This is a genomic window from Saccharopolyspora kobensis (genome assembly GCF_900108315.1).
GTDB classification, from domain to species: domain Bacteria; phylum Actinomycetota; class Actinomycetes; order Mycobacteriales; family Pseudonocardiaceae; genus Saccharopolyspora; species Saccharopolyspora kobensis.
In genome coordinates this window covers 743,584-766,938 of record NZ_FNVB01000004.1, presented here as the reverse complement: position 1 = coordinate 766,938, position 23,355 = coordinate 743,584, and the positions used below count along the sequence as shown (strand labels likewise).

Genomic DNA, 23,355 nt, shown 5'->3' with positions numbered 1-23,355 from the left:
CATCGGTCGGGCGACTCCGCGCACCGGGTGAACGATTTCGCGCGGATCACCACGACGGGCGCAGCGGGTAGTGCGCGTCGGTGTCGTCGAGGCGGACGCCGAGCACCTGGTGGAGCTGGACGATGTTGCGCTCGAAGCCCAGCCGGCAGGCCGCCATGTACAGCCGCCACACGCGCGCCCGCTCGAGCCCCACCTCCGCGACCGCATCGTCCCAGTGCGCTTCGAGGTTCTCGCACCAGCCCGCCAGCGTCAGCGCGTAGTGCTCGCGCAGGTTCTCCTCGTGGCGCACCTCGAAGCCGTTGTCGTTCATCGCCGACACCAGCGTGCCCACCGGTTCCAGCTCGCCGTCCGGGAAGACGTAGCGGGTGATGAACTTGCCCGGCCGCGCCCCGAAGCTGCCGTCCGGGCGGGTGATGCAGTGGTTGAGCAGCCGCCCGCCCGGCACCAGCTTGTCGTGCAGGAACGAGAAGTACGACGGCAGCTGCGCCAGGCCGATGTGCTCGGTGAGCCCGATCGAGCTGACCGCGTCGAACCCGGTCTCGGGCACGTCCCGGTAGTCCAGGTGGCGGACCTCGGCCAGGTCGGCGAGGCCGCGTTCGGCGATCGCCTTCTGCGCCCACTGCGCCTGCTGCCGGGACAGCGTCACGCCCAGCGCGCGGACCCCGTAGTGCTCGGCGGCGTGCATCACCATGCCGCCCCAGCCGCAGCCCACGTCGAGCAGCCGCATGCCCTCCCGGAGCCCGAGCTTGCGCGCCACCAGGTCGTGCTTGGCGAACTGCGCTTCCTCCAAAGTGGACTCCGCGGTCGGGTACACCGCGCAGGTGTAGGCCATCGACGGGCCCAGCACCCACTCGTAGAACCTGTTGGACACGTCGTAGTGGTAGGAGATCGCCTTGCTGTCGCGGCGCTTGGAGTGCCGCCAGCCGCCCGACGGCCGGTGCTCGACCGCAGGCGGTTTCACCGGCCACCACAGCCGGTACCCGGCCAGCTTCACCAGCAGTTCGCGGCGCAGGCCCGGCGGGATGTCGTGCAGCGCCACCGACGGGAAGGCGGCCAGCGCGGTGTACATGTCGCCGTGCACCTCCAGCGCCCCGGTGACGTAGGCGCGGGCGAGGCCGAGCTCGCCGGGAGCCGCGGCCAGGTGCGAGAGCGCCAGCGGGGAGCGGACTTCCACGCCGATCTCGGCGCCGGGCGGACCGGTCCGGCTGCCGTCGAAAGCTCGGATCTCCACCGGGGCTCCGCCCCCGAGGACGCGCGCGAACACCTCTGCCCAGCCCATCAGCGAATCCCCTTCCTCACTTCTCCCGCACGCACTTCTCGTACAGCCCGGGCAACCGGCCCGCCGGGTCGTAGCGCTCCTTGAGGCGCTGGTAGGCGGGCCGGTTGTAGAGCCGCCAGAACTCCTCCTCGGTGAAGTAGGAGTTGGAGTACAGCGACTTGTGGCCGTCCAGCTCGGTCACCACGCGCTCGATCGCCCGGTTGTGCCGCCCCGGCGCCTCGCCCTTGCGCAGCGGCACCGTCGACCAGAACCCGACGTTGATGTACAGCTCGTCGGGATCCATCGGGTACAGCGGCCAGCCCTTGGGATCGCGCAGCTGCACCGGGCACAGCCAGACCGGCGAGATGCCGATGTCGCGGTGGAAGAACTCCAGGAACTCCGGCAGCCGGTCGACCGGGATCTCCACGTCCTGGATCACCGGCTCGTTGACGCCGCGACCGCGCAGCACCGCGAGCCGGTCGGTCACCGCGTGCCTGCGGTCCCAGGCCACGATGCGGCGGTAGACGTCGGAGCGGCGGTAGCGCTGCGGCCAGAACCGCCGCACCAGCGGGCGCTGCGCGCCGAACGCGCGGGAGCACCAGAACCAGTCGGTGTCCCAGCGCCACAGGTAGTCGTGGATGCTCAGGTGGTCGGTGCGCCGCTGCTGGATGGAGCGGTAGTAGATCTGCTGACCGGTGTAGTCGCTGGTGAACGGCGCCTCGTCCACATAGGACCCGATGGTCAGGTACTGCTCGCGGGCGCTGAACACGGTGCCGTCGAGGAAGTCGACCGGGTGTCCGTCGAAGGTGCGGTCGCGGCAGATCTGCGCCAGCGCCGCCGCGCACTCCCGAGCCGTGTCGAACCGGACGTGCTCCAGCCGCACGTGCGGGCGGACCTGCTCCAGCTCGATCTCCAGCCGCAGCGCGTAGCCCAGCGTGCCGTAGGAGTTGGGGAATCCGCGGAAGAGCTCGGCGTGCTCGTTGTCCGGGCGGGCGCGCACCACCTCGCCGGAGCCGGTGAGGATCTCCAGCTCCCGCACCGATTCGTGCGGCAGGCCGCTGCGGAACGAGGTGGACTCGATGCCGAGCCCGGCCACCGCACCGCCGAGCGTGATCGTCTTCAGCTGCGGCACCACCAGCGGGATGTGCCCGGACGGCAGCAGCGCGTCGACGATGCGCTCGTAGGTCGCCATGCCCTGCACCTGCGCGGTGCGGTTGGCGGTGTCCACCTCCAGCACCCGGTCGAAGCGGCCGACGTCCAGGCCCGGCCCGGCCGCGGGATCGCGGAACCGGAACAGGTTCGAGGTGGGCTTGGCCAGGCGCACCGGCGCGCCTGCGGGCAGTCGCGCGTACTCCGCGACCAGCGCGGTGACATCGTCGGAATGGCTGCCTGCAGCGACTGCTCCCCGATCGGCCATGCCTCGACTCTATTGCCGGGGCTGCCCGCGAGCATCCCGCTTTTCCGGCGGCCCACCTGGCGCGGTGACAGCTGAATCCGCCGGAACGCCCCGCTGACGACCGCGAAAACCGCAGGTGGCGGCCACCGGCGCGGGGCTACCGGGCGAACCGCTCCGCGACGGCCGAGCGCACCGGGAATTCGATCACTTGGACGAATCCCGAACGGAGCTCAGCCAGCGCGACGCAGCGCCCAGGCGTGCAGGCCGCGGAAGCCCTGGACCTTGGTCGGGCCGAGCGGGATCAGGCGGTAGTCCGGGTGCCCGCGCAGCGAGGCCGCAAGCTCGCGGTCCACCAGCGCCGATGCCGGGCGGGCCACCGAGGTCAGCCGGCTGGCGATGTTCACCGTCGAGCCGTAGACGTCGCCGAAGCGGGCCAGCACCTGGCCCTGCGCGAGCCCGATGCGCAGCGGCGGCAGCAGGTCGTTCTTGGCGATCTCCTCGTTGAGCGTCAGGGCGATCTCGGCCGCGTCGGCGGCGGTGTCGGCGACGAACAGCACCTCGTCGCCCACCGTCTTGATCACCCGCCCGTGGTTCTCCGCGACCACGCCCCCGGCCAGCGACTCGAAGCCGTCGATCAGCCGGGCCAGCTCCAGCTCGGTGAAGTCCCGGATCAGGCGGGTGTAGCCGACCAGGTCGGCGAAGCCGATCACCTGCAGGCGCTCGTCAGCACCCGGGTCGCGCTCGGCGAGCTCCCGCGAGGCGGTGGCCGCCAAGTGCCGCCGCCACACGTAGTCCTGCATCCGCTCCATCACCGGCAGGATCACCGAGGCGACCTGGGCGGTCGTCTGCACGTCCACCGCGAACTGGTCGCCCAGCAGCGACTTGAAGATGCCCACCTGCCACTCGGCCAGCCGGGACATCGTCTGCGCCAGCGAACGGGCCACCGCCGACTCCAGCTCGGGCGGGATCACCTCCGCCGAGACCAGCTCCACCAGCGAGCGCAGCGCGGCGACGTCGGCATCGGTGAACACCACCGCGTCGTCGTCCACGTGCGCGAACCCCATCGCCTGCCAGAGCTGCTCGGCGCGCTGCACCGGCACGCCCGCGGCATCGGCGACCTGATCCTTCGTGTAGCGCGGGGCGCTGCCGAGGATGGTCTTCTCCATCTCGTCGCCGCGCGCGGTCGGCCTATCGCGTGGTTCGGACAACGAGCACATCGCATTCAGCTCGACGGGACACCTCGGACGGCACCGAGCCGAGGATCCGCCCCTTCAACGTGTTCAACCCGCGGCTGCCGACCACCATCAGGTCGGCGCCCTCCCGCTCCGCGGCGGACAGCAGCACGCCGATCGGCGCGCCGACCGCGGCGGAGGTGTCCACCGCCTTCGCGCCGGCCTGCCGGGCGACGTCGGCGGCGTCGCGCAGCGTGGCCTCGGCGGGCGCCGAGCCGACCACCTGGAAGGCCTCGTCGCCCAGCTCGTCGCGCGCCTGCTCGACCTCGCGGTCCGGGGTCGGGTAGTAGGCGCACACGATCACCAACCGGGCTGCGGAATCGCCGGCCACGGCTCCGGCGCGGGCCACCGCGCGCAGCGAGGGCTCCGAGCCGTCCGTCCCGACGACCACGGTGCGGTAACTGGACATCGCACTCCTACTTCCACTGGCTGATCCTGGCCTGGCACCGGCGTGAACCCTAACGATCGCGATGCCACCCGGTCACGGTTCGCGAAGCACCGGGTCCAGCTGTGAGCGGACCGACACGCCCCCACCGGCCGTTTTGTCGTGACGGCCAAACCATACCGGGAACTCTCATCCGACCCCACAACATGATCACGCACCGCAGCCGCGTAGGTTTCGCCAACAACGTGCAAACCCTTTGGTGATCCACGACACGGACGACGTTGCGCGGGACGTTCGCCGGGCCGAATCACGCCATGTACGTCACCCTTTCGCGCAAGAGAAAGCACCAGGAGTAGAACCGTGACCTCACCAAGTCTCCAGCCCGGGCGGGGGATATTCCGTCGCAAGCCGATCGACACCATCACCGAGGACACCGGTGGTGGCGGCCTCCAGAAGTCGCTCGGCCTGTGGCAGCTGACCGCCATCGGCGTCGGCGGCATCATCGGTGCCGGGATCTTCTCGCTGGCGGGCGCGGTGGCCAACGAGAAGGCCGGTCCGGCGGTGCTGATCTCGTTCCTCATCGCGGGCATCGCCAGCGCGGCGGCGGCGTTCTCCTACGCCGAGTTCGCCGGCATGATCCCCAAGGCCGGTTCGGCCTACACCTACGGCTACGCCGTGCTCGGCGAGGTCGTCGGCTGGCTGATCGGGTGGGACCTGCTGCTGGAGTACACCGCGATCGTCGCGGTGGTCGCAATCGGCATCTCCGGCTACTTCAACGAGCTGGTCGGCTTCATCGGGCTCGACCTGCCCGCCTGGATGATGGGCGCCCCCGGCACCGAGAACGGTGCCGCCCCGCCCGGCAGCTACAAGATCAACCTGTTCGCGGCGCTGCTGTGCCTGCTGATCGCCTTCATCCTCAACCAGGGCATGAAGAGCGCCGCCCGGTTCGAGACCTTCCTGGTGTACCTGAAGGTCGGCGTGGTCCTGCTGGTGATCGTCGTGGGCGCGTTCCACATCGACGCGGGCAACTACAACCCGTTCTTCCCGTACGGCATCAGCGGCGCGTTCGCCGGGGCCGCGACGGTGTTCTTCGCGGTGTTCGGCTACGACGCGATGAGCACCGCGGCCGAGGAGTCCAAGGACGCCCAGCGGCACATGCCGAAGGCGATCATGTACTCGCTGGGCATCTCGATGGTGCTCTACGTGCTGGCCTGCCTGGTGCTGACCGGCATGATCCCGTTCCAGCAGATCAGCAGCGAGAGCGCGTTCGCGTCGGCCTTCTCCGACGTCGGCCTGCCGGTGCTGGGCGCGATCATCGCCATCGGCGCGATCCTGGGCATCCTGACCGTGCTGTTCACCTTCATGATGGGCGTGACCCGCGTCGGCTACGCGATGAGCCGCGACGGGTTGCTGCCGAAGTGGTTCGCCAAGACCCACCCGGTGCGCAAGGTGCCGAGCCGGTTCACCTGGCTGATCGGCATCGCCTCGGCGCTGATCGCCGGCCTGCTGCCGATCGGCGAGGCAGCCGAGCTGACCAACATCGGCATCCTGCTGGCGTTCGTGATCGTCTGCGCCGCGGTGATCGTGCTCCGCTACAAGCGGCCCGACCTGCCGCGCGGCTTCAAGTGCCCGGGCATGCCGATCGTGCCGATCATCGGCATCGTGTTCTCGATCTGGCTGGTCACCTTCCTGGCCCCGGAGACCTGGCTGCGCTTCGCCGCCTGGTTCGCCATCGGCCTGGTGATCTACTTCGCCTACGGCTACCGCAAGTCGAAGCTGAACGAGGCGAACGCCGACAGCTCCGAGCAGTGAGCTGACCCCCGGCCCCGACGCCGGACCCCGCAGAACGCCGGATCGCCCAGCGCGGTCCGGCGTTCTGCCGTCCGGCCTCTGCCGCAATTTCAATGGAAATCTCACCTCAGATTTCAATTGAAGTTGCGCAGGCCGTCGGCGCGTCGGCGCACGACACACCGGCGGTGCAGGCGATTTCAATGGAAATCGCACTCCGTGGAAGTTGGTCTCCGCGATGCGGAAGGGCACGATCGATCCAGGATGTTCGCTGCGTCTCAGCGTGGAGTGGATCACAGCGCGGCAGGCGTTCAGCGGCTTAGGGTTCCGCGGAAAGTTCCTGCCGGGCCTCAACGCTGAGGGGTGCCTGTGACACGCGTTCGCGAGCTGAGCCCATATGTCGAATTGCACCGGGACCAGTGGCGGGAACTGCGAGATTCCCTGCCGCTGTCGCTGACCGAGGACGAGCTCGACGACCTGCGCGGGCTCGGCGAGCAGGTCGACCTGGCGGAGGTCGCCGACGTCTACCTGCCGCTGTCGCGGCTGATCAGCCTGCAGGTGGCCGCCCGCCAGCGGCTGCACCAGACGACCACGACGTTCCTCGGCGAGGAGACCGGCGGCACCAAGGTGCCGTTCGTGATCGGCATCGCGGGCAGCGTCGCGGTCGGCAAGTCGACCACCGCGCGGCTGCTGCGCACCCTGCTGGCCCGCTGGCCCGACCACCCGCGCGTGGACCTGGTGACCACCGACGGCTTCCTCTACCCGAAGGCCGAGCTGGTGCGCCGCGGCCTGATGCACCGCAAGGGCTTCCCGGAGAGCTACGACCGGCGCGCGCTGCTGCGGTTCGTCACCGAGGTGAAGTCCGGTGCCCCGGAGGTGGCGGCGCCGCTGTACTCGCACGTGGCCTACGACATCCTGCCCGGCGAGCACAACGTGGTGCGCCAGCCGGACATCCTGATCATCGAGGGGCTCAACGTCCTGCAGCCGGCGCCGAGCCTGGCGGTGTCGGACCTGTTCGACTTCTCGATCTACGTCGACGCGCACACCGAGCACATCGCCCGCTGGTACGCGGACCGCTTCCTGGCCCTGCGCAGCACGGCGTTCGCGAACCCGGAATCGCACTTCCACCACTTCGCGCAGCTCTCCGACGAGGAGGCCCTGGCCGAGGCCGGTCACCTGTGGCGCACGATCAACGAGCCGAACCTGGTGGAGAACATCCTGCCGACCCGCCCGCGCGCGACCCTGGTGCTGCGCAAGGACGCGGACCACTCGATCAACCGGGTCCGCCTCCGCAAGCTCTGACGCCGCTCGCGGTCCGTCCGGCCCGTCGGGGATGGGGCCGGACGAACCGCACGCCCTGCCGCTGGGGGCGACAGGGCGCGACGCTTCCGGAGACCTGCTTCGGGGGGAGAGAGCGGTCAACCGGTGCTCGCTCCACTGGGCGAGCTCCATCGAGAGTGCCGCATCGAGCCGCGCGGCGGACCGGTGCAATTACCCACATGAGTACGTATTCGCGGAGAAGACCGACACGGAGCGCGAGGTCCGCTCACGCCCCGTGGCCGGAAATCGTTGGCCCGGAGCGGAATCCGTCTCTAGCATCCGGTGCATGTCGTCAGCTGATCTGGCCCGCGATCCCCTGCCGCTCCTCGGCCGAACCGCGCTGGTGACCGGCGTCAGCCGCAGACAGGGCATCGGGTACGCGATTGCCCGTCGTTTGGCGGCGTACGGCGCTTCGGTCTTCCTGCACCACTACCGGCCGCACGATCTCGATCAACCCTGGGGCGGCGACGATCTCGACGCGGTTCACGCCGGTGTCGCCGAACAGCTGGTGCCCGAGGCCCGCATCGCCGAAACCGGGCTGGACCTCGCCGAACCCGAAGCACCGCAACAACTGGTGGACGCGGTGGTGGCCGAGTTCGGGCACCTGGACGTCCTGGTCTGCAACCACGCGCGCAGCGGTGGGGACGGGGAGCTGGGCGAGCTCGACGCGGCCATGCTCGACGGGCACTGGGCGGTGAACACCCGCTCGTCGATCCTGCTGGCGCAGGCGTTCGCGGCACAGCACGACGGGCGGCCGGGCGGCCGGATCGTGTTCATGACCTCCGGCCAGCAGCAGGGCCCGATGCCCGGCGAAGTCGCCTACGCCGCCGCCAAAGGAGCGCTCGCCGAGATCACCACGACCCTGTCGGACCAGCTGGCGGACGCCGGCATCACGACGAACACGGTCAACCCGGGCCCGGTCGACACCGGCTACCTGGACGAAGCGACCTGGCGGACGATCCGCCCGATGTTCCCGTACGGCCGCTACGGCGAGCCGGACGACCCGGCCCGCCTGATCGCCTGGCTCGCCACCGACGAAGCCCGCTGGATCACCGGCCAAGTCCTCAACACCGAAGGAGGCTTCGGCCGCTGGCGCCCCCGCGCCTGAGATGCGCTGCCCATTTCGCTCGAAATCGACCGCTACGGGACCGAAGGTCCGGTGACCGCGCTCAGCCTCGGGCTGCCTGGTCGTGGAGGTTTCCCGCCGTTCCGGGCACAGCGGCGAGCGCCGGATGTGGTCATCTCGGGCGAACCGCTTCACCGCGTACCCGAGGTGCCAGTGCCCTCGCGGGCGATCACGACCGGCTTCGCGGTCGGTGCAGGGGTTCGCCACCCGTGTTGATCTCAGCGCCGAGGAGCGCCGCATGTCCGTTGGAAACGTCCGAAGCCGCCGCTTGTTGCTGAAGAAGCGGGAACCGGTGCAACTGGTGGCCCGGTTCGCCGAGGTGGCCGGGTGGGAGTACGTCGGAGCTCTCGATCGGGACCCCGATCAGCTCATCAACCACGAGATGAAGTGGCAGGTCGACGCTTCCACGTCGGTGCACTTCATCGTGGACGACACCGGCGTCGACCAGTCCGGCGAGCTGCGGTACCTCGTCGTGCTCGGCGCGGACCGCGAGCAGGTCGAGCAGGTGCGCAAGTCCGTCGAGGACGCGCGGATCGACGTCTGGAAGCCCGCCGAGCTCAACCGCATCGCGGACCTGAGCTTCGGCAGCGGCCTGCCCGACGAACAAGTCCGCGCGATGCTCCGACTGGGCTTGGGCGCCCCGCTGACCGCGACGCCGAAGGTCGAGGCGCTCTTCGAGCGCGGAACGCGGGACCCGGAACCGATCGTCCGGTTCGCCACCCTCCACGCGATCGCCCAAGCGGAATGGCCCGGATGCCTGGACCTCGTGCGAGGTCTCGCCGACGACGAGCACCCGGACGTCGCCGAACTCGCCGAGATGGTCGTCCAGGCCTTCGCCGACGAAGGACTGGCCTGACCGGCCAACCGGACTCACGACCGCCGGGTTCGACAGCCCAAGCGAGAGGTGCGGCGACGAAGCGAGCTCCACACCGCTGCCAACCCGCGCGGATGGCGTGGGTTTCGTCCCCTGTCCCCTCCGTTTCTGCCGGTACAGCCCCGTGAGTGTTTCGGGGTGCTATAGCCCCGCAAAACACTCACGGGGCTTGACCAGGGGAGACGGGGCCGATTGCGCGCGGGGCCCCGCTCTGGGCTCGCGCTCAGCAGCCTCCCGCACGGATCAGCGCACAAAGAAGGACCACGAATGCGACTCGCCGACGGCACAGCCATCGAGAACCCCACCAGGCACGAGGAACTCCTGGCCGGGGCACTGTCCGAGCTCCGGGAGCATCCCGCGATCGACGTCCTCCGGGACACCCTGGTGGTGCAGCCCGACGCCATCGGTGCCGACGCGATGCCGGCGGCGAAACTGGCCGCGGAGAGCATGGAGGCGGGCGCCATGATCGCGGATCTGAGCGACGTCGTGGTCGACCCCGCGATCGCCGAATCCGCCCCGCGGTTCGGCAGGTTCGCCGGCCACTGGCGCGCGAGCGACGAGGCAGCGGGCCTGGCCGGCGAATTCCGGCTTCCGTACTTCTTCGGTGCGCTCTTCGAACCGGCGCCGCCACTGGCCTGGGAGGGAACCCCGGATGACGAGCGGGAACTCCTCGCGCAGTTCCGGGAGATCGACGGGCACCCGCGAGCCGGCACCGGCCTGATCGCGGCGGTCCGCGTCGAGCCGCACCGGACCCCGCTGGAGATCTGGGTGTGGGACGCCCGGATCGGCCCGCTGCAGATGGACCTGGACTACCTCGGCTACCTGGAAGCGCTGGCGCTGACGAAGGGCACCTTCGGCTGGCAGTACTTGTTCACGCGCGCATCGCTGGCGAGCGTCGACTTCCGCCACACGGCGAAGGACATGGCGACGATGCTCCGAGTCTTCCCCGAGCTCTTCCCGAACCACGACTACGCGCCGCTGCGGGCACGTCTCGAAGCCCGGCTCTGAGCGCCTCACGGACGGCGGGTTCGGCGGGCCAGGAGGAGCTGGAGGTGGGCGTTGAGGCGTTCTGAGGGGTTGGACAGGTCCACGCCGGTGATCTCGCCCGCGCGGCGGACCCGGTAGCGGAGGGTGTTGGGGTGGACGTGGAGGCGGTCGCTGGCCGCCCGGACGTCGCCGAACGCCTCCAGGTAGGCCAGCAGGGAGCGGGCCAGGCCCGTGCCGTGTTCCGCGTCGTGCTCCTGGAGGGCCGTCAGGCGGGCGTCGCGGAAGCGCTCGTTGCTCTGCAGGACGGTCAGGAGCTCGCTGATCACCACCTGGGCGCGCACGTCGGAGATCGTCGCGATCTCCGCGTGCAGGTCGTGCGTCATCGCGTCGAGGATCCGGTCCGCTTCGGTGCGGGACTCCGCCACCTCGTCCAGGGTCCGCACCGCCGAACCCACGCCCACCTGCACGCGGGCCCGCAGGTGGTGCTTGGCCGCCGCGACGATCTCGCGCGTCAGGCTCAGCGTCGAGGCGCTCGCCGAGCGCTCCGCCAGGTCCGGCAGCAGCACGTAGACGCGCGAGCCGATCGTGGTGACCAGCGCGCTGCGCCGGTACGCCGAGGCGTGCACCGAGATCAGGCTGGTCATCTCCGCGCGCTGCAGCTCCAGCTCGGAGCGGTCCGCGTTGGGTTCCGACGGGCGCAGCGTGAACACCACGACCACCGCCGGTTTCGATGCGTCCGCGCCGATGTTGTCGGCCACCGACTGGGCGTCGATGCGGCCGTCGAGCAGGCCGGTCAGCAGGTTCTCGCGGAAGCGCGGGCCCGCCGTGGCCTCCGTGCGCTGCCGGACGAGCTGCAGCGCCGCCACTCGTGCCGCGCCGAGCAGCGCCCGCTCCGAGCGTTCCGAGAGCGGCCGGCTGCTCTCCTGCACCCAGATCGACCCCAGCGGCTGGGCTCCCGCGTGGATGCCCACCGCCATCCGCCGGCGGATGCCCAGGTCCGGGCGCTCGTCGATGCGGACCACGTCCTCACCCGCGCGCAGCCGCTGGTACACGCCCCACTCGCGGAGCATCGCCAGGTACGGCTCGGGGCCCTGGCGGCCCAGGATGGACAGCCTGCGCAGCTCGTCGACCTCGTCGTCGGAGCGCGAGTAGGCCAGCACCCGGCTCGCGGTGTCCTCGATCGAGACGATGCCGTCCGTCATCGCCGCCACCGTCTGGGCCAGCGAGAACAGGTCGCCGAGGGCCTCCCCCACGTCGGCGTCGGTGGTCAGCCGGGCGTTGTCGATCGCGGAGCGGGCGAAGGACTCCAGACGCTCCCAGCGCACCTCCGGCCGGACGCCGAGCAGCGCGATACCGCTGTCGATCGCGGTGTCTCGCAGCACTCGCACATCGGTCTCGACGCCCACCTTCACCGCGACGGCCACCGCGCCCTCGCGCGCGGCCGCCCGCACCAGCCGCACCGCAGCCCGCCCGCGGGCGCCGATCACCAGCACGAAGTCGCCGCTGCGACCACTGCCGGACTCCTCCTCCGGGTCGACAATGACCACGTCGCGCACCTCGACGTCGAAGCCGCGGGGCGCGGCGAGCACGTCGACCAGGGGTTCTCCGACGGCGATGAGGAGCTGGCGCAACGGCACCCCGGCCACGGCGACGCCGACCGCATCGACCTCGACTTCGCGCACTCCGAACCCCGCTTGTTCAACCGGACAACCCGATACGGACAACGATAGCCGAACGGACAAGCTCCACCGGCTAACGAAACCTTAACCTCCCAAGTAACAGCGGCTTTCCCGCACGACAGCGACTTCTCACAAGGAGGCGACTTTGGCCATGGACGCCATCACCTCGGTCCCGGTTCCGTACAACGAGCCGGTCAAGGGCTACGCGCCCGGATCGCCGGAACGCGAGTCGCTGCAGAAGCGCGTCGCCGAGCTGGAGTCCGAGCAGGTCGAGCTGACCCAGACCATCGGCGGGGTGCAGCGCCTGGCCGGTGGCGACCGCTTCGACGTCGTCCAGCCGCACGACCACGCCCACGTGCTGGGCACCGCCGCGCAGGCCACCCGCGAGGACGTCGCCGCCGCCGTGCAGGCCGCCAAGGACGCCGCCCCGGCGTGGGCCGCGACCTCGTTCGACGAGCGCGCCGCCGTGCTGCTGCGCGCCGCCGACCTGCTGGCCGGGCCGTGGCGCGACACCATCAACGCCGCGACCATCCTGGGCCAGTCCAAGTCGGTGCAGCAGGCCGAGATCGACGCCGCCTGCGAGTTCATCGACTTCCTGCGGTTCAACGTGCACTACGCGCGGCAGATCATCGCCGAGCAGCCGCGGTCGGTGCCCGGTGAGTGGAACCGGATGGACTACCGCCCGCTGGACGGGTTCGTCACCGCGATCACGCCGTTCAACTTCACCGCCATCGCGGGCAACCTGCCGACCGCACCGGCGCTGATGGGCAACACCGTGGTGTGGAAGCCCACCCCGTCGCAGCAGTTCGCCGCGCACTTCACCATGCGGCTGTTCGAGGCCGCCGGCCTGCCGCCGGGCGTGATCAACCTGGTCACCGGCGACGGCCACGCCGTCTCCGAGGTCGCGCTGACCGACCCCGGTTTCGCCGGCCTGCACTTCACCGGTTCCACCGCCACCTTCAAGAAGCTGTGGCGCCTGATCGGGGACAACCTCGACTCCTACCGCAGCTACCCGCGCATCGTCGGGGAGACCGGCGGCAAGGACTTCATCGTCGTGCACCCCTCGGCGGACCCGGCGCCGCTGGCTGCGGCGTTCGCCCGCGGTGCTTTCGAGTACCAGGGCCAGAAGTGCTCGGCGGCCTCCCGCGCCTACGTGCCGCGCTCCATCTGGGAAGGCGGCCTGCGCGAGGAGCTGGCGGAGCTGACCCGCAGCATCCGCTACGGCGACGTCACCGACTTCTCCTACTTCGGCGGCGCCGTCATCGACGCCCGCGCCTTCGCCAAGCACAAGGCGGCGCTGGACCGGGCCAAGGCCACCGACACCATCGAGGTCCTGGCGGGCGGCGGCTACGACGACTCGGTCGGCTACTTCGTCGAGCCCACCGTGCTGGTCTGCAGCGACCCGGGCGACGAGGTGTTCACCACCGAGTACTTCGGGCCGATCATCGCCGTGCACGTCTACGACGACGCCAAGTACTCGGAGATCCTCGACGTCGTCGACGGCTCCAGCCCCTACGCGCTGACCGGCGCGGTGTTCGCCACCGACCGCAGCGCGATCGACGAGGCGCACCGCAAGCTGCGCGGCGCGGCGGGCAACTTCTACGTCAACGACAAGCCCACCGGCTCGATCGTCTCCCGCCAGCCCTTCGGCGGCAGCCGCGCCTCGGGCACCAACGACAAGGCCGGTTCGCTGCTGAACATCCAGCGTTGGACCAGCCCGCGGGCCATCAAGGAGACCTGGGACGCCCCCACCTCCATCGGCTACCCCCACATGGGCTGACGGTGCGGGGCGCCTTCGGGCGAGTCATCCGCCCGAAGGCGCCCCGCACCCCACCCCGACTCCCCCTCCGAACCCTCGCCGGTGTCGGCCCGCAACGGCACCGGCGACCGCGGCACGCATCCAGCAGGCAACGCGGAAGGCAGGAGATTCCCCCACCCCGAAACACTTTCACCAGAAGGAGAGCCGCGATGCTGCGCAGCACCTTGCTGGCCGCCGCCCGTTCCCAGGGCGTGCGCCGTCTCGTCGAGGCCAACCCGCTGACCAAGCCGGTCGTCAAGCGGTTCGTCGCCGGGACCACCCCCGAGGACGCGGTCAGCGCCACCCGGGCGCTCCGCGACCAGGGCATGCACGTCACCCTCGACCACCTCGGCGAGGACACCCTCGACGCGCAGCAGGCCGATGACACCGTCCGCGCCTACCAGCGGATGCTCTCGGTGCTCAAGGCCGAGGGCCTGGCCGACCGGGCCGAGGTGTCGGTGAAGCTCTCCGCCGTCGGCCAGTTCCTGCCCACCGACGGCGAGAAGATCGCGCTGGAGAACGCCCGGCTGATCTGCGAGGCGGCGGCCGACGCGGGCACCACGGTCACCCTCGACATGGAGGACCACACCACCACCGACTCCACCCTGGGCATCCTCCGCGACCTGCGGGTGGACTTCCCGTGGACCGGCGCGGTGCTGCAGGCCTACCTGCACCGCACCGAGCAGGACTGCCGCGACCTGGCGACCGAGGGTTCGCGGGTGCGCCTGTGCAAGGGCGCCTACTCCGAGCCGGCCTCGGTGGCCTACCAGGACAAGGCCGAGGTGGACCGCTCCTACGTGCGCTGCCTCAAGATCCTGATGGAGGGCGCCGGCTACCCGATGGTGGCCAGCCACGACCCGCGGATGGTCTCCATCGCCACCGACCTGGCCGCGCGGGCCGGGCGCGACGCGGACAGCTTCGAGTACCAGATGCTGTACGGCATCCGCGCCGAGGAGCAGCGGCGGATCGCGGCCGAGGGCGGCAAGCTGCGCGTCTACGTGGCCTACGGCGACGAGTGGTACGGCTACTTCATGCGGCGCCTCGCCGAGCGCCCGGCGAACCTGGTGTTCTTCCTGCGCTCGCTGATCACCCAGAGCTGACGCGGCGCCCCCGCAGCGGGCCCGGTCCGGATCGCCCCCGGACCGGGCCCGCTTTCGTGGGGATGGCCACAGCCCGTACGAGCTCCGTGCCACCGCAAATACCCTGGAACGGCAAGGTCACGAGCGGGAAGAGGGATTTCGTTGACGCCCAGCTACTTCGAACGGCTCGACGCGAACCGGTTCAAGCCGACCGCCCACGCCAGCGGCGCGTGGCGCAGCGACGAGCAGCACTTCAGCCCGCTGGGCGGCCTGCTGGTGCACGCCATCGAGCGCTCCGGGGAGCGGCCGGGCCTGCAGATCAGCCGGGTGAGCTTCGACATCCTGGGCAAGATCGACCTCGACGAGTTCGAGGTGCGCGTGGAGACGCTGCGACCGGGCCGGACCATCGAGCTGGTGGAGGCCACCGCGATCATCGGCGGGCGCCCGGTGGTCCGCGCCCGCGCCTGGTTCCTGTCGGCGCAGGACACCAGCGCCGTCGCCGGCGGTGCGCCCGAGGCGCTGCCGCACCCGGACACGCTGGAGCCCTGGCCGATGAGCTCGCTGTGGTCGGGCGGGTTCATCGCCTCGCTGGAGGCCCGCACGGTCGGCGAGCCGCAGCTCGGACGTGCCACGGCGTGGATGTCCACCTCCTACGACCTCGTCGCGGGCGAGGAGGTCAGTGCGCTGGCGTCCTACATCGCGCTGGTCGACACCGCCAACGGCATCGCCGTGCGGCAGCCGCCGACCGAGTGGATGTTCCCGAACGTCGACCTGACGATCCACCTGCACCGCCAGCCGGAGAGCGGCTGGACGGGGCTGGACACCAGCGTCGTCTTCGGCAGCGACGGGCGGGGCATCACCACCACCGTCCTGCACGACGCCCGCGGTCCCGTCGGCCGCGCGGAGCAGATGCTCACCGTCCGCCCGCTGACGCAGTGACCGCACTTTCCGCAGGTGGCAGCCCGTGAGTGTTTCGCGGGGCTATAGCACCCCAAAGCACTCACGGGCCCTGAACTGCGGAAACGGTGCCCGTTAGGTGTGTGCTGCCTGCCCGGGCGTGTGCGGCGGGGATCACGTCGGCCCGCTCGGGTGCCGCCGTTAATCTGAATCGTGAAGGAGTTTTCGGATTTTCGGGGTGGGCATGGGTAGGCCGTTGGCAGCGCTGTTCCGGATCGCCGTGCTCGTCGCCGCTGTCAGCGGGGTGTACCTGACCTCGAAGAACGGCTTCGCCAGCTCGCTGGTGTACTTCACGATCCAGAGCAACGTGCTCGTCTCGGTCGTCTTCGCCTGGGCGTCGTGGGCGACGGTGCGCGGCACCGGACAACCGCCGGCCTGGCTGAAGGGCGGCACCACGCTCTACATCACCATCACCGGCCTGGTCTACAACCTGGTGCTCGCCGACGCGCCGTTCCAGATGGGCGCGGGCACCTCCGACTTCTCCGACCAGCTGGTGCACGTCATCACGCCGGTCGCCGCCGTCGTGGACTGGCTGCTGTTCGACGAGCACCGCCGCTTCCGCTGGGCCGCCGCGGTCGCCTGGCTGGTCTACCCGGTGGGCTACCTGGTGTTCGCGCTGGGCCGCGGCACCCTGCTGGGCACCGGCTACCCGTACCCGTTCATCGACGTCGACGTCATCGGCTACGACGGGCTCGCGCTGAACCTGCTGATCTACGGAGGCGCCTTCTGGCTGCTCGGCCTGGCGCTGGTGGCCGTCGACCGCGCCCTGCCCCGCAACACCACCGCCCCGGAACCGGAACCGGAACGCCTCGCGGCCTGACCCGTCGGGCACGTTGGACTCGGCGGCGGTGGAGGTTGTCAGCGCTGTGATCGCGAAGGCGCAGGCCAGTCAGCATCGCCGGCGCTGCTCACGGCGTCGATCGCGACTCCGGCCGACAAGCGGCTCGGTCCAGGTCGGCCGCGCACTCGCCCTGAGACCGTGATCGGCTACAAGGCCTGCTCATCCCGAGCCGGACTGCGGGCTCGGGCGACACCCGCAGCCCGCGGACCAGCTCGCTCACAAGCAGTGGCGCGAGATCGACCTACGGCTTCGGCAGCGGAGACACGGCCTAGCGCAGCTGCACACCCGGCCCGAGCGGGAGGCCGAGGCTGTACCAGAGCGCGAAGAAGCCCGACCACGCGACGAGGATGGCGAAGGAGACAGGGACGGTGAACGACATCAGCGTGCCGATCCCCGCGCTCCGGCGGTACTGCTGGACGAAGCCCAGTGCGAGCACGAAGTACGGGCTCATCGGGGTGACCGCGTTGGTGACCGAGTCGCCGATCATGAACGAGGCCATCGCGGCCTCTGGCGGCAGCTGGACGTACATCATCATCGGCACCACGACCGGGGCGAGGATCGCCCACTGCGCCGAGCCGCTGGTGACGACCAGGTTCAGCAGGCTGATCGACACGATGATGGCCAGCATCACCACCAGGTGCGGGGCGTCGATCGCGTTGAGCAGGTCGGCGCCGTGGACTGTCAGCACCGACGCGATCCCGGTCCATTCGAAGTAGGCCAGGAACTGCGCCACGGCGAAGAACAACACGATGACCGACGCGACCCGGCCGACGCCGTCGGCCATGATCTTCGGCAGGGACGACAGCGACGGCACCGTGCCCAAGGCCTTGCCGTAAGCAAACCCGATCAGCGCGAAGAGCAGCGCGATGAACACGCTGACGTTCTCGATGACCACCGACCGCACCACGCTGCCGTCCTCGCCGAGCAGCGGGGAACCGGGGATCAGCAGGAGGGCGGCAACGGCGAGCACGAAGGCGACCGCGATGACGGCGACCCGCAGCAGCGCCCGCTTCTCCGGTGTGGTCAGCCGGACTTCGTCCTCCTGCCCCACCGGTGCGCTTTCCTCGGTCTGCAGGTCAGGTCGTTTCGCCAGCACGAGCTCCACGACGAGGGTGATCACCGCGGCCAGCAGCAGCGACGACGCCGCGAAGAAGAAGTAGACCGCCACCGGCGTCACCACGTACTGCGGGTCCACGGCCTGCGCGGCCTGGGTGGTGAGCGCGGCCCGGATGGCGTCGCTGGGGGTGGGCAGCGGGCTGGCGTTGAACCCGGCTGACACGGACACGTAGGCGACCATGACGCCGAGGACCGGGCTTCGCCCTGCCGCGCGAAAGGCGAGCGCGCCGAGCGGGATCATCACCAGGTACGCCGAATCGCTCATGATGTGCGCGACCATGCCGGCGAACGCGATGGCGAAGGTGACCCAGCGGCCGGACAGCCGGATCACCGTCAGCCGCAGGATCGCCTCGAGCAGGCCGCTCTTCTCGGCCACGCTGACGCCGAGCAGCATCACCACGATGACCGCGAGCGGTTTGAACTCCGCGAAGTTCTCCAGCGCCGAATCCGCGGCGAAGCCGATGCCCTCCAGGGACAGCAGGCTCTTCACCGCGACGACCTCACCCGTTTTCGGCAGGGTGACGGAGACGTCGAGAACGGACAGGACAAGACTGACGACCCCGAGGATCCCGGCGAGGATCCAGAAGAGCCAGAACGGGTGCGGAAGTTTGTTCCCGACCCGTTCGATCGCACCGATGACGCGGAACAAGCCGGTCAAGCGTTCGTTTCCGGCTTCGGCGACACTGCCTTTGCGGTCGGTCATTGGCTGCAGCCTTCCGTGTGGCCGACTACTGTTCGCCCAGCTTGACCGGGCGGGAAACGGCCGGGAGATCGGACCGCCGCACGCCGGCGAACCGGCTGGGGCGGAAGGGTTTCAGGAGTTCCTGGCTTTCGCCGGTGAGGATCTCGGTGGCGACCAGGCGGCCGAGCAGCGGCGCCAGGGTGATGCCGCCGTGGGAGGCGAGGCAGTAGGTCCGCGCGTGCTCGCCCGGGTAGCCCGCGATGGTGTTGCCGTCGGCGGGCAGTGCGCGGAAGCCCACGCGGAAGTCGATTTCCGGGGCCTGCCCGGGATCGGCCAGCAGGGCGGTGAGCCGCCGGGTCATCTCGGTGGCGATCTCGCTGCCGGGTGCGGGTGGGCGGGACGGGTCGACCTCCGGGTTCAGGTCGAGCGCCTGCACCACGGTGGGCGCGCCGGCGCCGGGCCGCAGGTTCAGCTTCGGGGTGTGCACCACGCAGCCGATGTCGAGCGCCGGGGAGCGGACGTATCCGAGCAGGCCGATGATCGGCGATCCGCGCCCGGTGTCGGTGATCATCGGGATGTCGAGGCCGGAGCGGGCCGCGAGGTCGTCGGTCCACCGCCCCGCGGCCAGCACCACCCGGTCGGCGGTGTGCACTGTGGCATCGGCCAAGGTGACCGAGGCCCGATCCGGCCCTTCGCTGGTGGACAGCACTTCCCCGATCGAGAGCACCGCGCCGTGCCGGACCGCGTCAGCCAGCAGGTTCTGCACCAAGCGGTCCGGGCGGACGTAGCCCTCGGTGGGGAAATGTGCGATCGCCGTGGTGTCATCGGGAATCCGGATCCCACGAGCGATGGCCGCCGCTTCCGCACGGGTCACCCAGCGCGTCGGATACCCCAGCCCCTGCAGGCGTTCCACGTTCTCCACCAGCTCCGGCTCGCTTTCGGCCGCGGCGAACTGCACACCGCCGCTGCGGAAGTACGCGGGTTCGCCGGGCAGTTCCCGGGCGAGCTTTTCGTGCTCCGCCATGCCCGCGAGGTTCAGCCGGTAGTAGTCCGGGTCCGGTTTGCGGTTCGAGTTGGTCCACGCGAAGGTGGTCGAACTCGTGCCGGCGCCCGGTCCCGTGCGGTCCAGCAGGAGAACTTCCTCGCCGGACACGGCAAGCGACCGCGCGACACTGGCACCGAGCACGCCGGCCCCGACCACGATGACCTTCATCGGAGTTCGCTCCTTCACAAGTGGTGGCTACGCTGGGAATTCGACGAAGAACTCCGCCGTTCCCGGGCGGATCAGGGCCGTGACGATCTCGATCGCGGTCCCGTCGGGGGCGCGCAACTCCCGACGCCGCCGCAACGTCGGCGTCCCGGCCTCGCTGCGGAGCAGCTCGGCGTCGTGCTCGTCGAGGACCACCGGGTCCAGGTAGACCCGAATCCGGTCGATCGGAACCCCGCGGTCGCGCAGGTACGGCAGGGAGACGAGTTCCGCTAGATCCTCGTTCAGCAGCTCGGGTGCCGCCGAGAACAACACGACGTGCCGCTCGACGGTGCGCGGTTGGTCGTGCAGGTCCAGCTTGCGCCGCACCAGTTCCACCACCGCGGTGTCGCCCTCGGCTCCGGGCAGCTCCAGCACGGCGTCGGCCGCCCGGACGACCCGGGCGGAAAGCACTTCGTGCCGCCCGGGCACACCTTTGACGTGCGTTTCCGGGGACGCGTAGCTGAGCAGGTTGATCTGCTGGCGCACGTCCGCGACGAACGTGCCCTGGCGCCTCCGCCGCACGGCCAGCCCCGCATCAGCGAGGTCGTTGAGGACCCGCTGGGCGGTCACACGGCTGACCCCGTACGTCTCGCACAGTTCCATCTCGGTCGGCAGCTTCATGCCCGGGGACAGCGTGCCCGCGTGGATCCGGTCCTCGAACTCCCGCCTGATCTTCTCGTGCAGCGTCGGCATGCGTAGACCGTACAAATGGCCAATTGTTAGGTCAATAGCCATCAAGAATCACGAGAGGACTGATGGACGGCCACGGGCGGGTGCCCGAGGCGGTCGACGACCGCGGCGCGCAGCAGGTCAGTCGCCCACCCGCTCCAAGCACGCGGCCGACTTCACCCGCCGGATCGGGCCTCTGGGCCGAACGCGTGAACCGGGCGGCGGGAAGATGCGAGACTCCCAGTGCGAATCGCGGGCTTCCGCGGCGCGGTTCGAGGGCTGATCACCTGCGACGAAAGGGCCTGAGTTGCCGCGCATCGGAGTCACCGGGCACTTGAACCTCACCGCCGCCGGCGCCGCGCTCGTCCGGTCAGCGCTGGCGGCCGAGCTGGCGCAGCACCGCGGCGGGCTCGTCGGAGTCACCTGCCTCGCTCGCGGCGCGGACCAGCTCTTCGCCCGGGCGGTGCTCGACGTTGGCGGCACGTTCGAGGTCGTCCTGCCCGCCGCCGACTACCGGGAGCACGAGGTGCGGGCGAACAACGCCGCCCAGTTCGACGAGCTGATCGGCAAGGCGTCGAAGGTGCACACGATGCCGTTCGAGGAGTCCACCCCGGAGGCCTACATGGGTGCCGGTGAGCACGTCCTGGACATCGTCGACGAGATGATCGCCGTCTGGGACGGGCAGCCGGCGGCCGGGCGCGGAGGTACCGGCGACGTGGTGCGGGCCGCGCGCGAACGCGGCATCCCGGTCACCGTCGTGTGGCCGGACGGCGCGAGCCGCGGATGAGCCCGATGCGCGGCACCCGTGCAGCGCAGAGCCGCCGCCCCGATCCGGAGCAGCGGCTCGGCAATCCACAGTGGACTATGCTCAGCAGAGCTTGGGAGTCAGGCTGAATCCGACGTCGAGGACGTTCAGGTTCTGGCCGACTCCGCCGCATGTCTCGGCCGCGCGGTTCTCCGTGGTGGCCTGGGTGGCCGAGATGGCGTAGGAACCGGCGAGAACCGCTGCGGCGAATCCGGCTGCGGCGGCGAAACGGGCGATGGCTCGGTGCATCGACTTCTCCTCACGAGTTGGGGTGCGATCACCAACTTGCCGGAGATCAACGCCCGCGCTCGTTCATTGCCACCAATGAGCGTCACGCGAAACTTCCTCAACCCCGTTCGCGCCGTCTGGCCCGGTGATTGGCGACGTTGATGCGGTTGCCGCACAGGCCCGGCGTGCAGTAGCGACGGCGACCCGCCTTGCTGGTGTCGACGAAAACGCCGTCGCACACCGGCGAAGCGCACGGCCGGAAGCGCTCGTGCCCCAGCGCGCGCAGCGCGCCCAGCAGGCCGAGCCCGGCGAGCACCGCGAGTTCGTCGGCGAGGGACGCGCGCGGAGCCGTCTCGACCTGCCACTGCCACCTGCCATCGGCATCGCGCCCGAGGACGGGCCCGGCGCTCGCCCGCCGAACCAGCTCCCCTGCTGCTTCGGCAACACCGTCCTCGTCCCGCGCTTCGAGGACGGCGCGCAGCTCGCGGCGGAGTTCGAGCACCTGGACGAGGTCTTCCGCCACCGGCTCGTGATCGAGGCCCCGCTCGGCGAGGAATCGTCCCAGCGCAGCGGGGTCGACCAGCACTTCACCACTGATGCGGCGCACCTCCGGTGCGCTGTTGACGAGATCGGCCGCCAGCGCCGCACCGCGCGCGTAATCGCTCAAATCTATTTTCAACCCTTACCTCTTCCGCTATGGTAACCGCTGAAAAGCTGATTAACACCTTACCTGGGAGGTTCGATGCGATCCACGCACTGGCGGCTCGACCAGCGGGTCCGCGTGTCCGGCGGCGACGTCGCCACCGGCGTCTTCGGCGAGGGCCCGCCCGTGGTGCTGGTGCACGGCACGCCCGCCTGGTCCTACCTGTGGCGCGACGTCGTCCCGCTGCTCGCCGAGCGGTTCGCGGTGCACGTGTGGGATCTGCTCGGATTCGGCGATTCCCGCCCCGATCCGGGGATCGCGCCGTCCATCGCGCGGCAGGCGCGGACGCTGGCCGAGCTCGTCGAGCACTGGGGCCTGGACTCGCCCGGCCTCGTCGGCCACGACATCGGCGGCGGCACCGTGATCCGCGCCCACCTGGTCGAGCGAGTGCCCGCCCGCCACCTGGCGCTGCTGGACGCGGCGGTCATCGGACCGTGGAACACGCCGTTCACCGAGCACATGCAGCGCCACGAACAGGCCTACCGGACGATGCCGCAGCACGTCTTCGCCGACATCATCGCCCCGCGCATCCGCACCGCCGCACACCGCATGTCCGACGCCTCCGCGGCGGCCTACCTCGCGCCGTGGGCGAGTGACGACGGGCAGCAGCGGTGGATCGACCAGGTCGCGGCGATCGGCTTCGAGGACACCCGCGAGGCCGTCGCCGACCTCCACCGGATCACCGCGCCGACGCTCGTGCTGTGGGGCGAGCACGACGAATGGCTCGCTCCGGCGGTGGGCGATCGCCTCGCCGCCGCCATTCCCGGCGCCCGGCGGGCCACCGTCGCGGGTGCCGGGCACTTCATCGCCGAGGACGATCCGCAGGGCACCGCGGCCGAACTGATCCGCTTCTTCGAAGCCGATCGGTAGCCGGATTCGGCGGCGGTTCCACGTGTTGACCGATTCCGGAATCACTGCTCGGCAGTGGAGTCCGCGCACTGCCGCCGAAGCCGCACACGACCGATAACCCCAGTTCAGAGCGGCTCTGTGTGCAAAGCGCCGAAAAAGTCAAGTCCGCGAGAGGCACTATTCCCGGCTATTTGTCAAATTGCCGGGACCGTGGAAATCCCGGATTGTTGCCGGTACTGTTCGCAGCACGGGAAATCGCGGTCGGGGATGTCTTGCGCTCTTCGACGCCCGCTGGACGGAGGATCAACCATTTCCGCTCGACATTCCGGTGCTC

Annotated in this window: 21 protein-coding genes; 11 read left to right on the top strand and 10 right to left on the bottom strand. The window is 70.2% G+C overall.

The genetic code is table 11. The features are described from left to right. Positions 1 to 46: 46 nt before the first annotated feature. From C4T78_RS16380 to C4T78_RS16365, 4 genes are all read right to left on the bottom strand, one after another. Positions 47 to 1,279, bottom strand: coding sequence for an SAM-dependent methyltransferase (locus C4T78_RS16380; protein WP_093345599.1), 1,233 nt, complete (start codon positions 1,277 to 1,279; stop codon positions 47 to 49). A gap of 16 nt (positions 1,280 to 1,295) precedes the next feature. Next, the gene (locus C4T78_RS16375; protein ID WP_093345597.1) at positions 1,296 to 2,675 is read right to left on the bottom strand and encodes an FAD-binding oxidoreductase; all 1,380 of its coding nucleotides are present in this window, start codon (positions 2,673 to 2,675) and stop codon (positions 1,296 to 1,298) included. A gap of 209 nt (positions 2,676 to 2,884) precedes the next feature. Beyond that, positions 2,885 to 3,862: an adenylate/guanylate cyclase domain-containing protein gene (locus C4T78_RS16370; RefSeq protein WP_235862967.1), complete on the bottom strand. Its 978-nt coding sequence runs from the start codon at positions 3,860 to 3,862 to the stop codon at positions 2,885 to 2,887. Beyond that, complete coding sequence (locus C4T78_RS16365) at positions 3,843 to 4,295, bottom strand: universal stress protein (RefSeq protein WP_093345593.1); 453 nt, start codon at positions 4,293 to 4,295, stop codon at positions 3,843 to 3,845. The genes C4T78_RS16370 and C4T78_RS16365 overlap by 20 nt, the downstream gene beginning before the upstream one ends. Positions 4,296 to 4,631: 336 nt before the next feature. On the opposite strand from C4T78_RS16365, the gene C4T78_RS16360 reads away from it, so the two are divergent. From C4T78_RS16360 to C4T78_RS16340, 5 genes are all read left to right on the top strand, one after another. Next, positions 4,632 to 6,083, top strand: coding sequence for an amino acid permease (locus C4T78_RS16360; RefSeq protein WP_093345591.1), 1,452 nt, complete (start codon positions 4,632 to 4,634; stop codon positions 6,081 to 6,083). Positions 6,084 to 6,428: 345 nt separating this feature from the next. Beyond that, positions 6,429 to 7,361 carry a type I pantothenate kinase gene (gene coaA, locus C4T78_RS16355; protein ID WP_093345588.1) on the top strand — a complete coding sequence of 311 codons (933 nt, stop codon included), beginning with the start codon at positions 6,429 to 6,431 and terminating at the stop codon, positions 7,359 to 7,361. Between the two features lie 304 nt (positions 7,362 to 7,665). Further along, positions 7,666 to 8,487, top strand: coding sequence for an SDR family oxidoreductase (locus C4T78_RS16350; RefSeq protein ID WP_093345584.1), 822 nt, complete (start codon positions 7,666 to 7,668; stop codon positions 8,485 to 8,487). A 256-nt stretch (positions 8,488 to 8,743) separates the two neighbouring features. After that, positions 8,744 to 9,361: a hypothetical protein gene (locus C4T78_RS16345; protein WP_143185715.1), complete on the top strand. Its 618-nt coding sequence runs from the start codon at positions 8,744 to 8,746 to the stop codon at positions 9,359 to 9,361. A 285-nt stretch (positions 9,362 to 9,646) separates the two neighbouring features. Next, the gene (locus C4T78_RS16340) at positions 9,647 to 10,387 is read left to right on the top strand and encodes a hypothetical protein (RefSeq protein WP_093345579.1); all 741 of its coding nucleotides are present in this window, start codon (positions 9,647 to 9,649) and stop codon (positions 10,385 to 10,387) included. Between the two features lie 5 nt (positions 10,388 to 10,392). On the opposite strand, the gene C4T78_RS16335 is transcribed toward C4T78_RS16340, so the two are convergent. Beyond that, positions 10,393 to 12,048 carry a PucR family transcriptional regulator gene (locus C4T78_RS16335; protein ID WP_093345576.1) on the bottom strand — a complete coding sequence of 552 codons (1,656 nt, stop codon included), beginning with the start codon at positions 12,046 to 12,048 and terminating at the stop codon, positions 10,393 to 10,395. Positions 12,049 to 12,196: 148 nt separating this feature from the next. Here C4T78_RS16335 and pruA point away from each other — a divergent pair, with 148 nt between their 5' ends. The 4 genes from pruA (at position 12,197) to C4T78_RS16315 (ending at position 16,699) form a co-directional block, all read left to right on the top strand. After that, positions 12,197 to 13,825: an L-glutamate gamma-semialdehyde dehydrogenase gene (gene pruA, locus C4T78_RS16330; RefSeq protein WP_093345574.1), complete on the top strand. Its 1,629-nt coding sequence runs from the start codon at positions 12,197 to 12,199 to the stop codon at positions 13,823 to 13,825. A 188-nt stretch (positions 13,826 to 14,013) separates the two neighbouring features. Beyond that, a complete protein-coding gene (locus C4T78_RS16325; RefSeq protein WP_093345572.1) occupies positions 14,014 to 14,943 on the top strand; it encodes a proline dehydrogenase family protein in 930 nt (309 codons plus the stop codon). 141 nt (positions 14,944 to 15,084) lie between these two features. Next, positions 15,085 to 15,861: a thioesterase family protein gene (locus C4T78_RS16320; RefSeq protein ID WP_093345570.1), complete on the top strand. Its 777-nt coding sequence runs from the start codon at positions 15,085 to 15,087 to the stop codon at positions 15,859 to 15,861. A 202-nt stretch (positions 15,862 to 16,063) separates the two neighbouring features. After that, positions 16,064 to 16,699: a Pr6Pr family membrane protein gene (locus C4T78_RS16315; protein WP_143185714.1), complete on the top strand. Its 636-nt coding sequence runs from the start codon at positions 16,064 to 16,066 to the stop codon at positions 16,697 to 16,699. Positions 16,700 to 16,988: 289 nt separating this feature from the next. Here the strand turns inward: C4T78_RS16315 and C4T78_RS16310 are convergent, their stop codons facing one another. From C4T78_RS16310 to C4T78_RS16300, 3 genes are read right to left on the bottom strand one after another with little or no spacing between them, the layout of a single operon-like run. Further along, complete coding sequence (locus C4T78_RS16310; RefSeq protein ID WP_093345565.1) at positions 16,989 to 18,539, bottom strand: AbgT family transporter; 1,551 nt, start codon at positions 18,537 to 18,539, stop codon at positions 16,989 to 16,991. 25 nt (positions 18,540 to 18,564) lie between these two features. Next, entirely contained in the window at positions 18,565 to 19,731 is a 1,167-nt protein-coding gene (locus tag C4T78_RS16305) for an NAD(P)/FAD-dependent oxidoreductase (protein ID WP_093345562.1), read from the bottom strand. Positions 19,732 to 19,758: 27 nt separating this feature from the next. Beyond that, positions 19,759 to 20,460 carry a GntR family transcriptional regulator gene (locus tag C4T78_RS16300; protein WP_093345560.1) on the bottom strand — a complete coding sequence of 234 codons (702 nt, stop codon included), beginning with the start codon at positions 20,458 to 20,460 and terminating at the stop codon, positions 19,759 to 19,761. 283 nt (positions 20,461 to 20,743) lie between these two features. On the opposite strand from C4T78_RS16300, the gene C4T78_RS16295 reads away from it, so the two are divergent. Next, on the top strand, positions 20,744 to 21,223 hold the full coding sequence (locus C4T78_RS16295) for a hypothetical protein (RefSeq protein ID WP_093345557.1): 480 nt from the start codon (positions 20,744 to 20,746) through the stop codon (positions 21,221 to 21,223). An 81-nt stretch (positions 21,224 to 21,304) separates the two neighbouring features. On the opposite strand, the gene C4T78_RS16290 is transcribed toward C4T78_RS16295, so the two are convergent. Together C4T78_RS16290 and C4T78_RS16285 are read right to left on the bottom strand one after the other, a co-directional pair. Further along, positions 21,305 to 21,490 (bottom strand): hypothetical protein, encoded by a 186-nt coding sequence (locus C4T78_RS16290; RefSeq protein ID WP_093345554.1) that lies wholly within the window; start codon positions 21,488 to 21,490, stop codon positions 21,305 to 21,307. A gap of 97 nt (positions 21,491 to 21,587) precedes the next feature. Then, positions 21,588 to 22,136: a CGNR zinc finger domain-containing protein gene (locus C4T78_RS16285; RefSeq protein ID WP_235862966.1), complete on the bottom strand. Its 549-nt coding sequence runs from the start codon at positions 22,134 to 22,136 to the stop codon at positions 21,588 to 21,590. Between the two features lie 75 nt (positions 22,137 to 22,211). On the opposite strand from C4T78_RS16285, the gene C4T78_RS16280 reads away from it, so the two are divergent. Further along, positions 22,212 to 23,042 (top strand): alpha/beta fold hydrolase, encoded by an 831-nt coding sequence (locus tag C4T78_RS16280; RefSeq protein ID WP_093345549.1) that lies wholly within the window; start codon positions 22,212 to 22,214, stop codon positions 23,040 to 23,042. Positions 23,043 to 23,355: the final 313 nt, after the last annotated feature.

Bases quoted from the DNA above. Each gene is read 5' to 3' on its own strand.
- C4T78_RS16350 (WP_093345584.1), top strand. From the start codon at position 7,666: ATGTCGTCAGCTGATCTGGCCCGCGATCCCCTGCCGCTCCTCGGCCGA.
- C4T78_RS16300 (WP_093345560.1), bottom strand. From the start codon at position 20,460: ATGCCGACGCTGCACGAGAAGATCAGGCGGGAGTTCGAGGACCGGATC.
- C4T78_RS16305 (WP_093345562.1), bottom strand. From the start codon at position 19,731: ATGAAGGTCATCGTGGTCGGGGCCGGCGTGCTCGGTGCCAGTGTCGCG.
- C4T78_RS16365 (WP_093345593.1), bottom strand. From the start codon at position 4,295: ATGTCCAGTTACCGCACCGTGGTCGTCGGGACGGACGGCTCGGAGCCC.
- C4T78_RS16375 (WP_093345597.1), bottom strand. From the start codon at position 2,675: ATGGCCGATCGGGGAGCAGTCGCTGCAGGCAGCCATTCCGACGATGTC.
- C4T78_RS16310 (WP_093345565.1), bottom strand. From the start codon at position 18,539: ATGACCGACCGCAAAGGCAGTGTCGCCGAAGCCGGAAACGAACGCTTG.
- pruA (WP_093345574.1), top strand. From the start codon at position 12,197: ATGGACGCCATCACCTCGGTCCCGGTTCCGTACAACGAGCCGGTCAAG.
- C4T78_RS16290 (WP_093345554.1), bottom strand. From the start codon at position 21,490: ATGCACCGAGCCATCGCCCGTTTCGCCGCCGCAGCCGGATTCGCCGCA.
- C4T78_RS16325 (WP_093345572.1), top strand. From the start codon at position 14,014: ATGCTGCGCAGCACCTTGCTGGCCGCCGCCCGTTCCCAGGGCGTGCGC.
- C4T78_RS16340 (WP_093345579.1), top strand. From the start codon at position 9,647: ATGCGACTCGCCGACGGCACAGCCATCGAGAACCCCACCAGGCACGAG.
- C4T78_RS16345 (WP_143185715.1), top strand. From the start codon at position 8,744: ATGTCCGTTGGAAACGTCCGAAGCCGCCGCTTGTTGCTGAAGAAGCGG.
- C4T78_RS16280 (WP_093345549.1), top strand. From the start codon at position 22,212: ATGCGATCCACGCACTGGCGGCTCGACCAGCGGGTCCGCGTGTCCGGC.
- C4T78_RS16380 (WP_093345599.1), bottom strand. From the start codon at position 1,279: ATGGGCTGGGCAGAGGTGTTCGCGCGCGTCCTCGGGGGCGGAGCCCCG.
- C4T78_RS16315 (WP_143185714.1), top strand. From the start codon at position 16,064: ATGGGTAGGCCGTTGGCAGCGCTGTTCCGGATCGCCGTGCTCGTCGCC.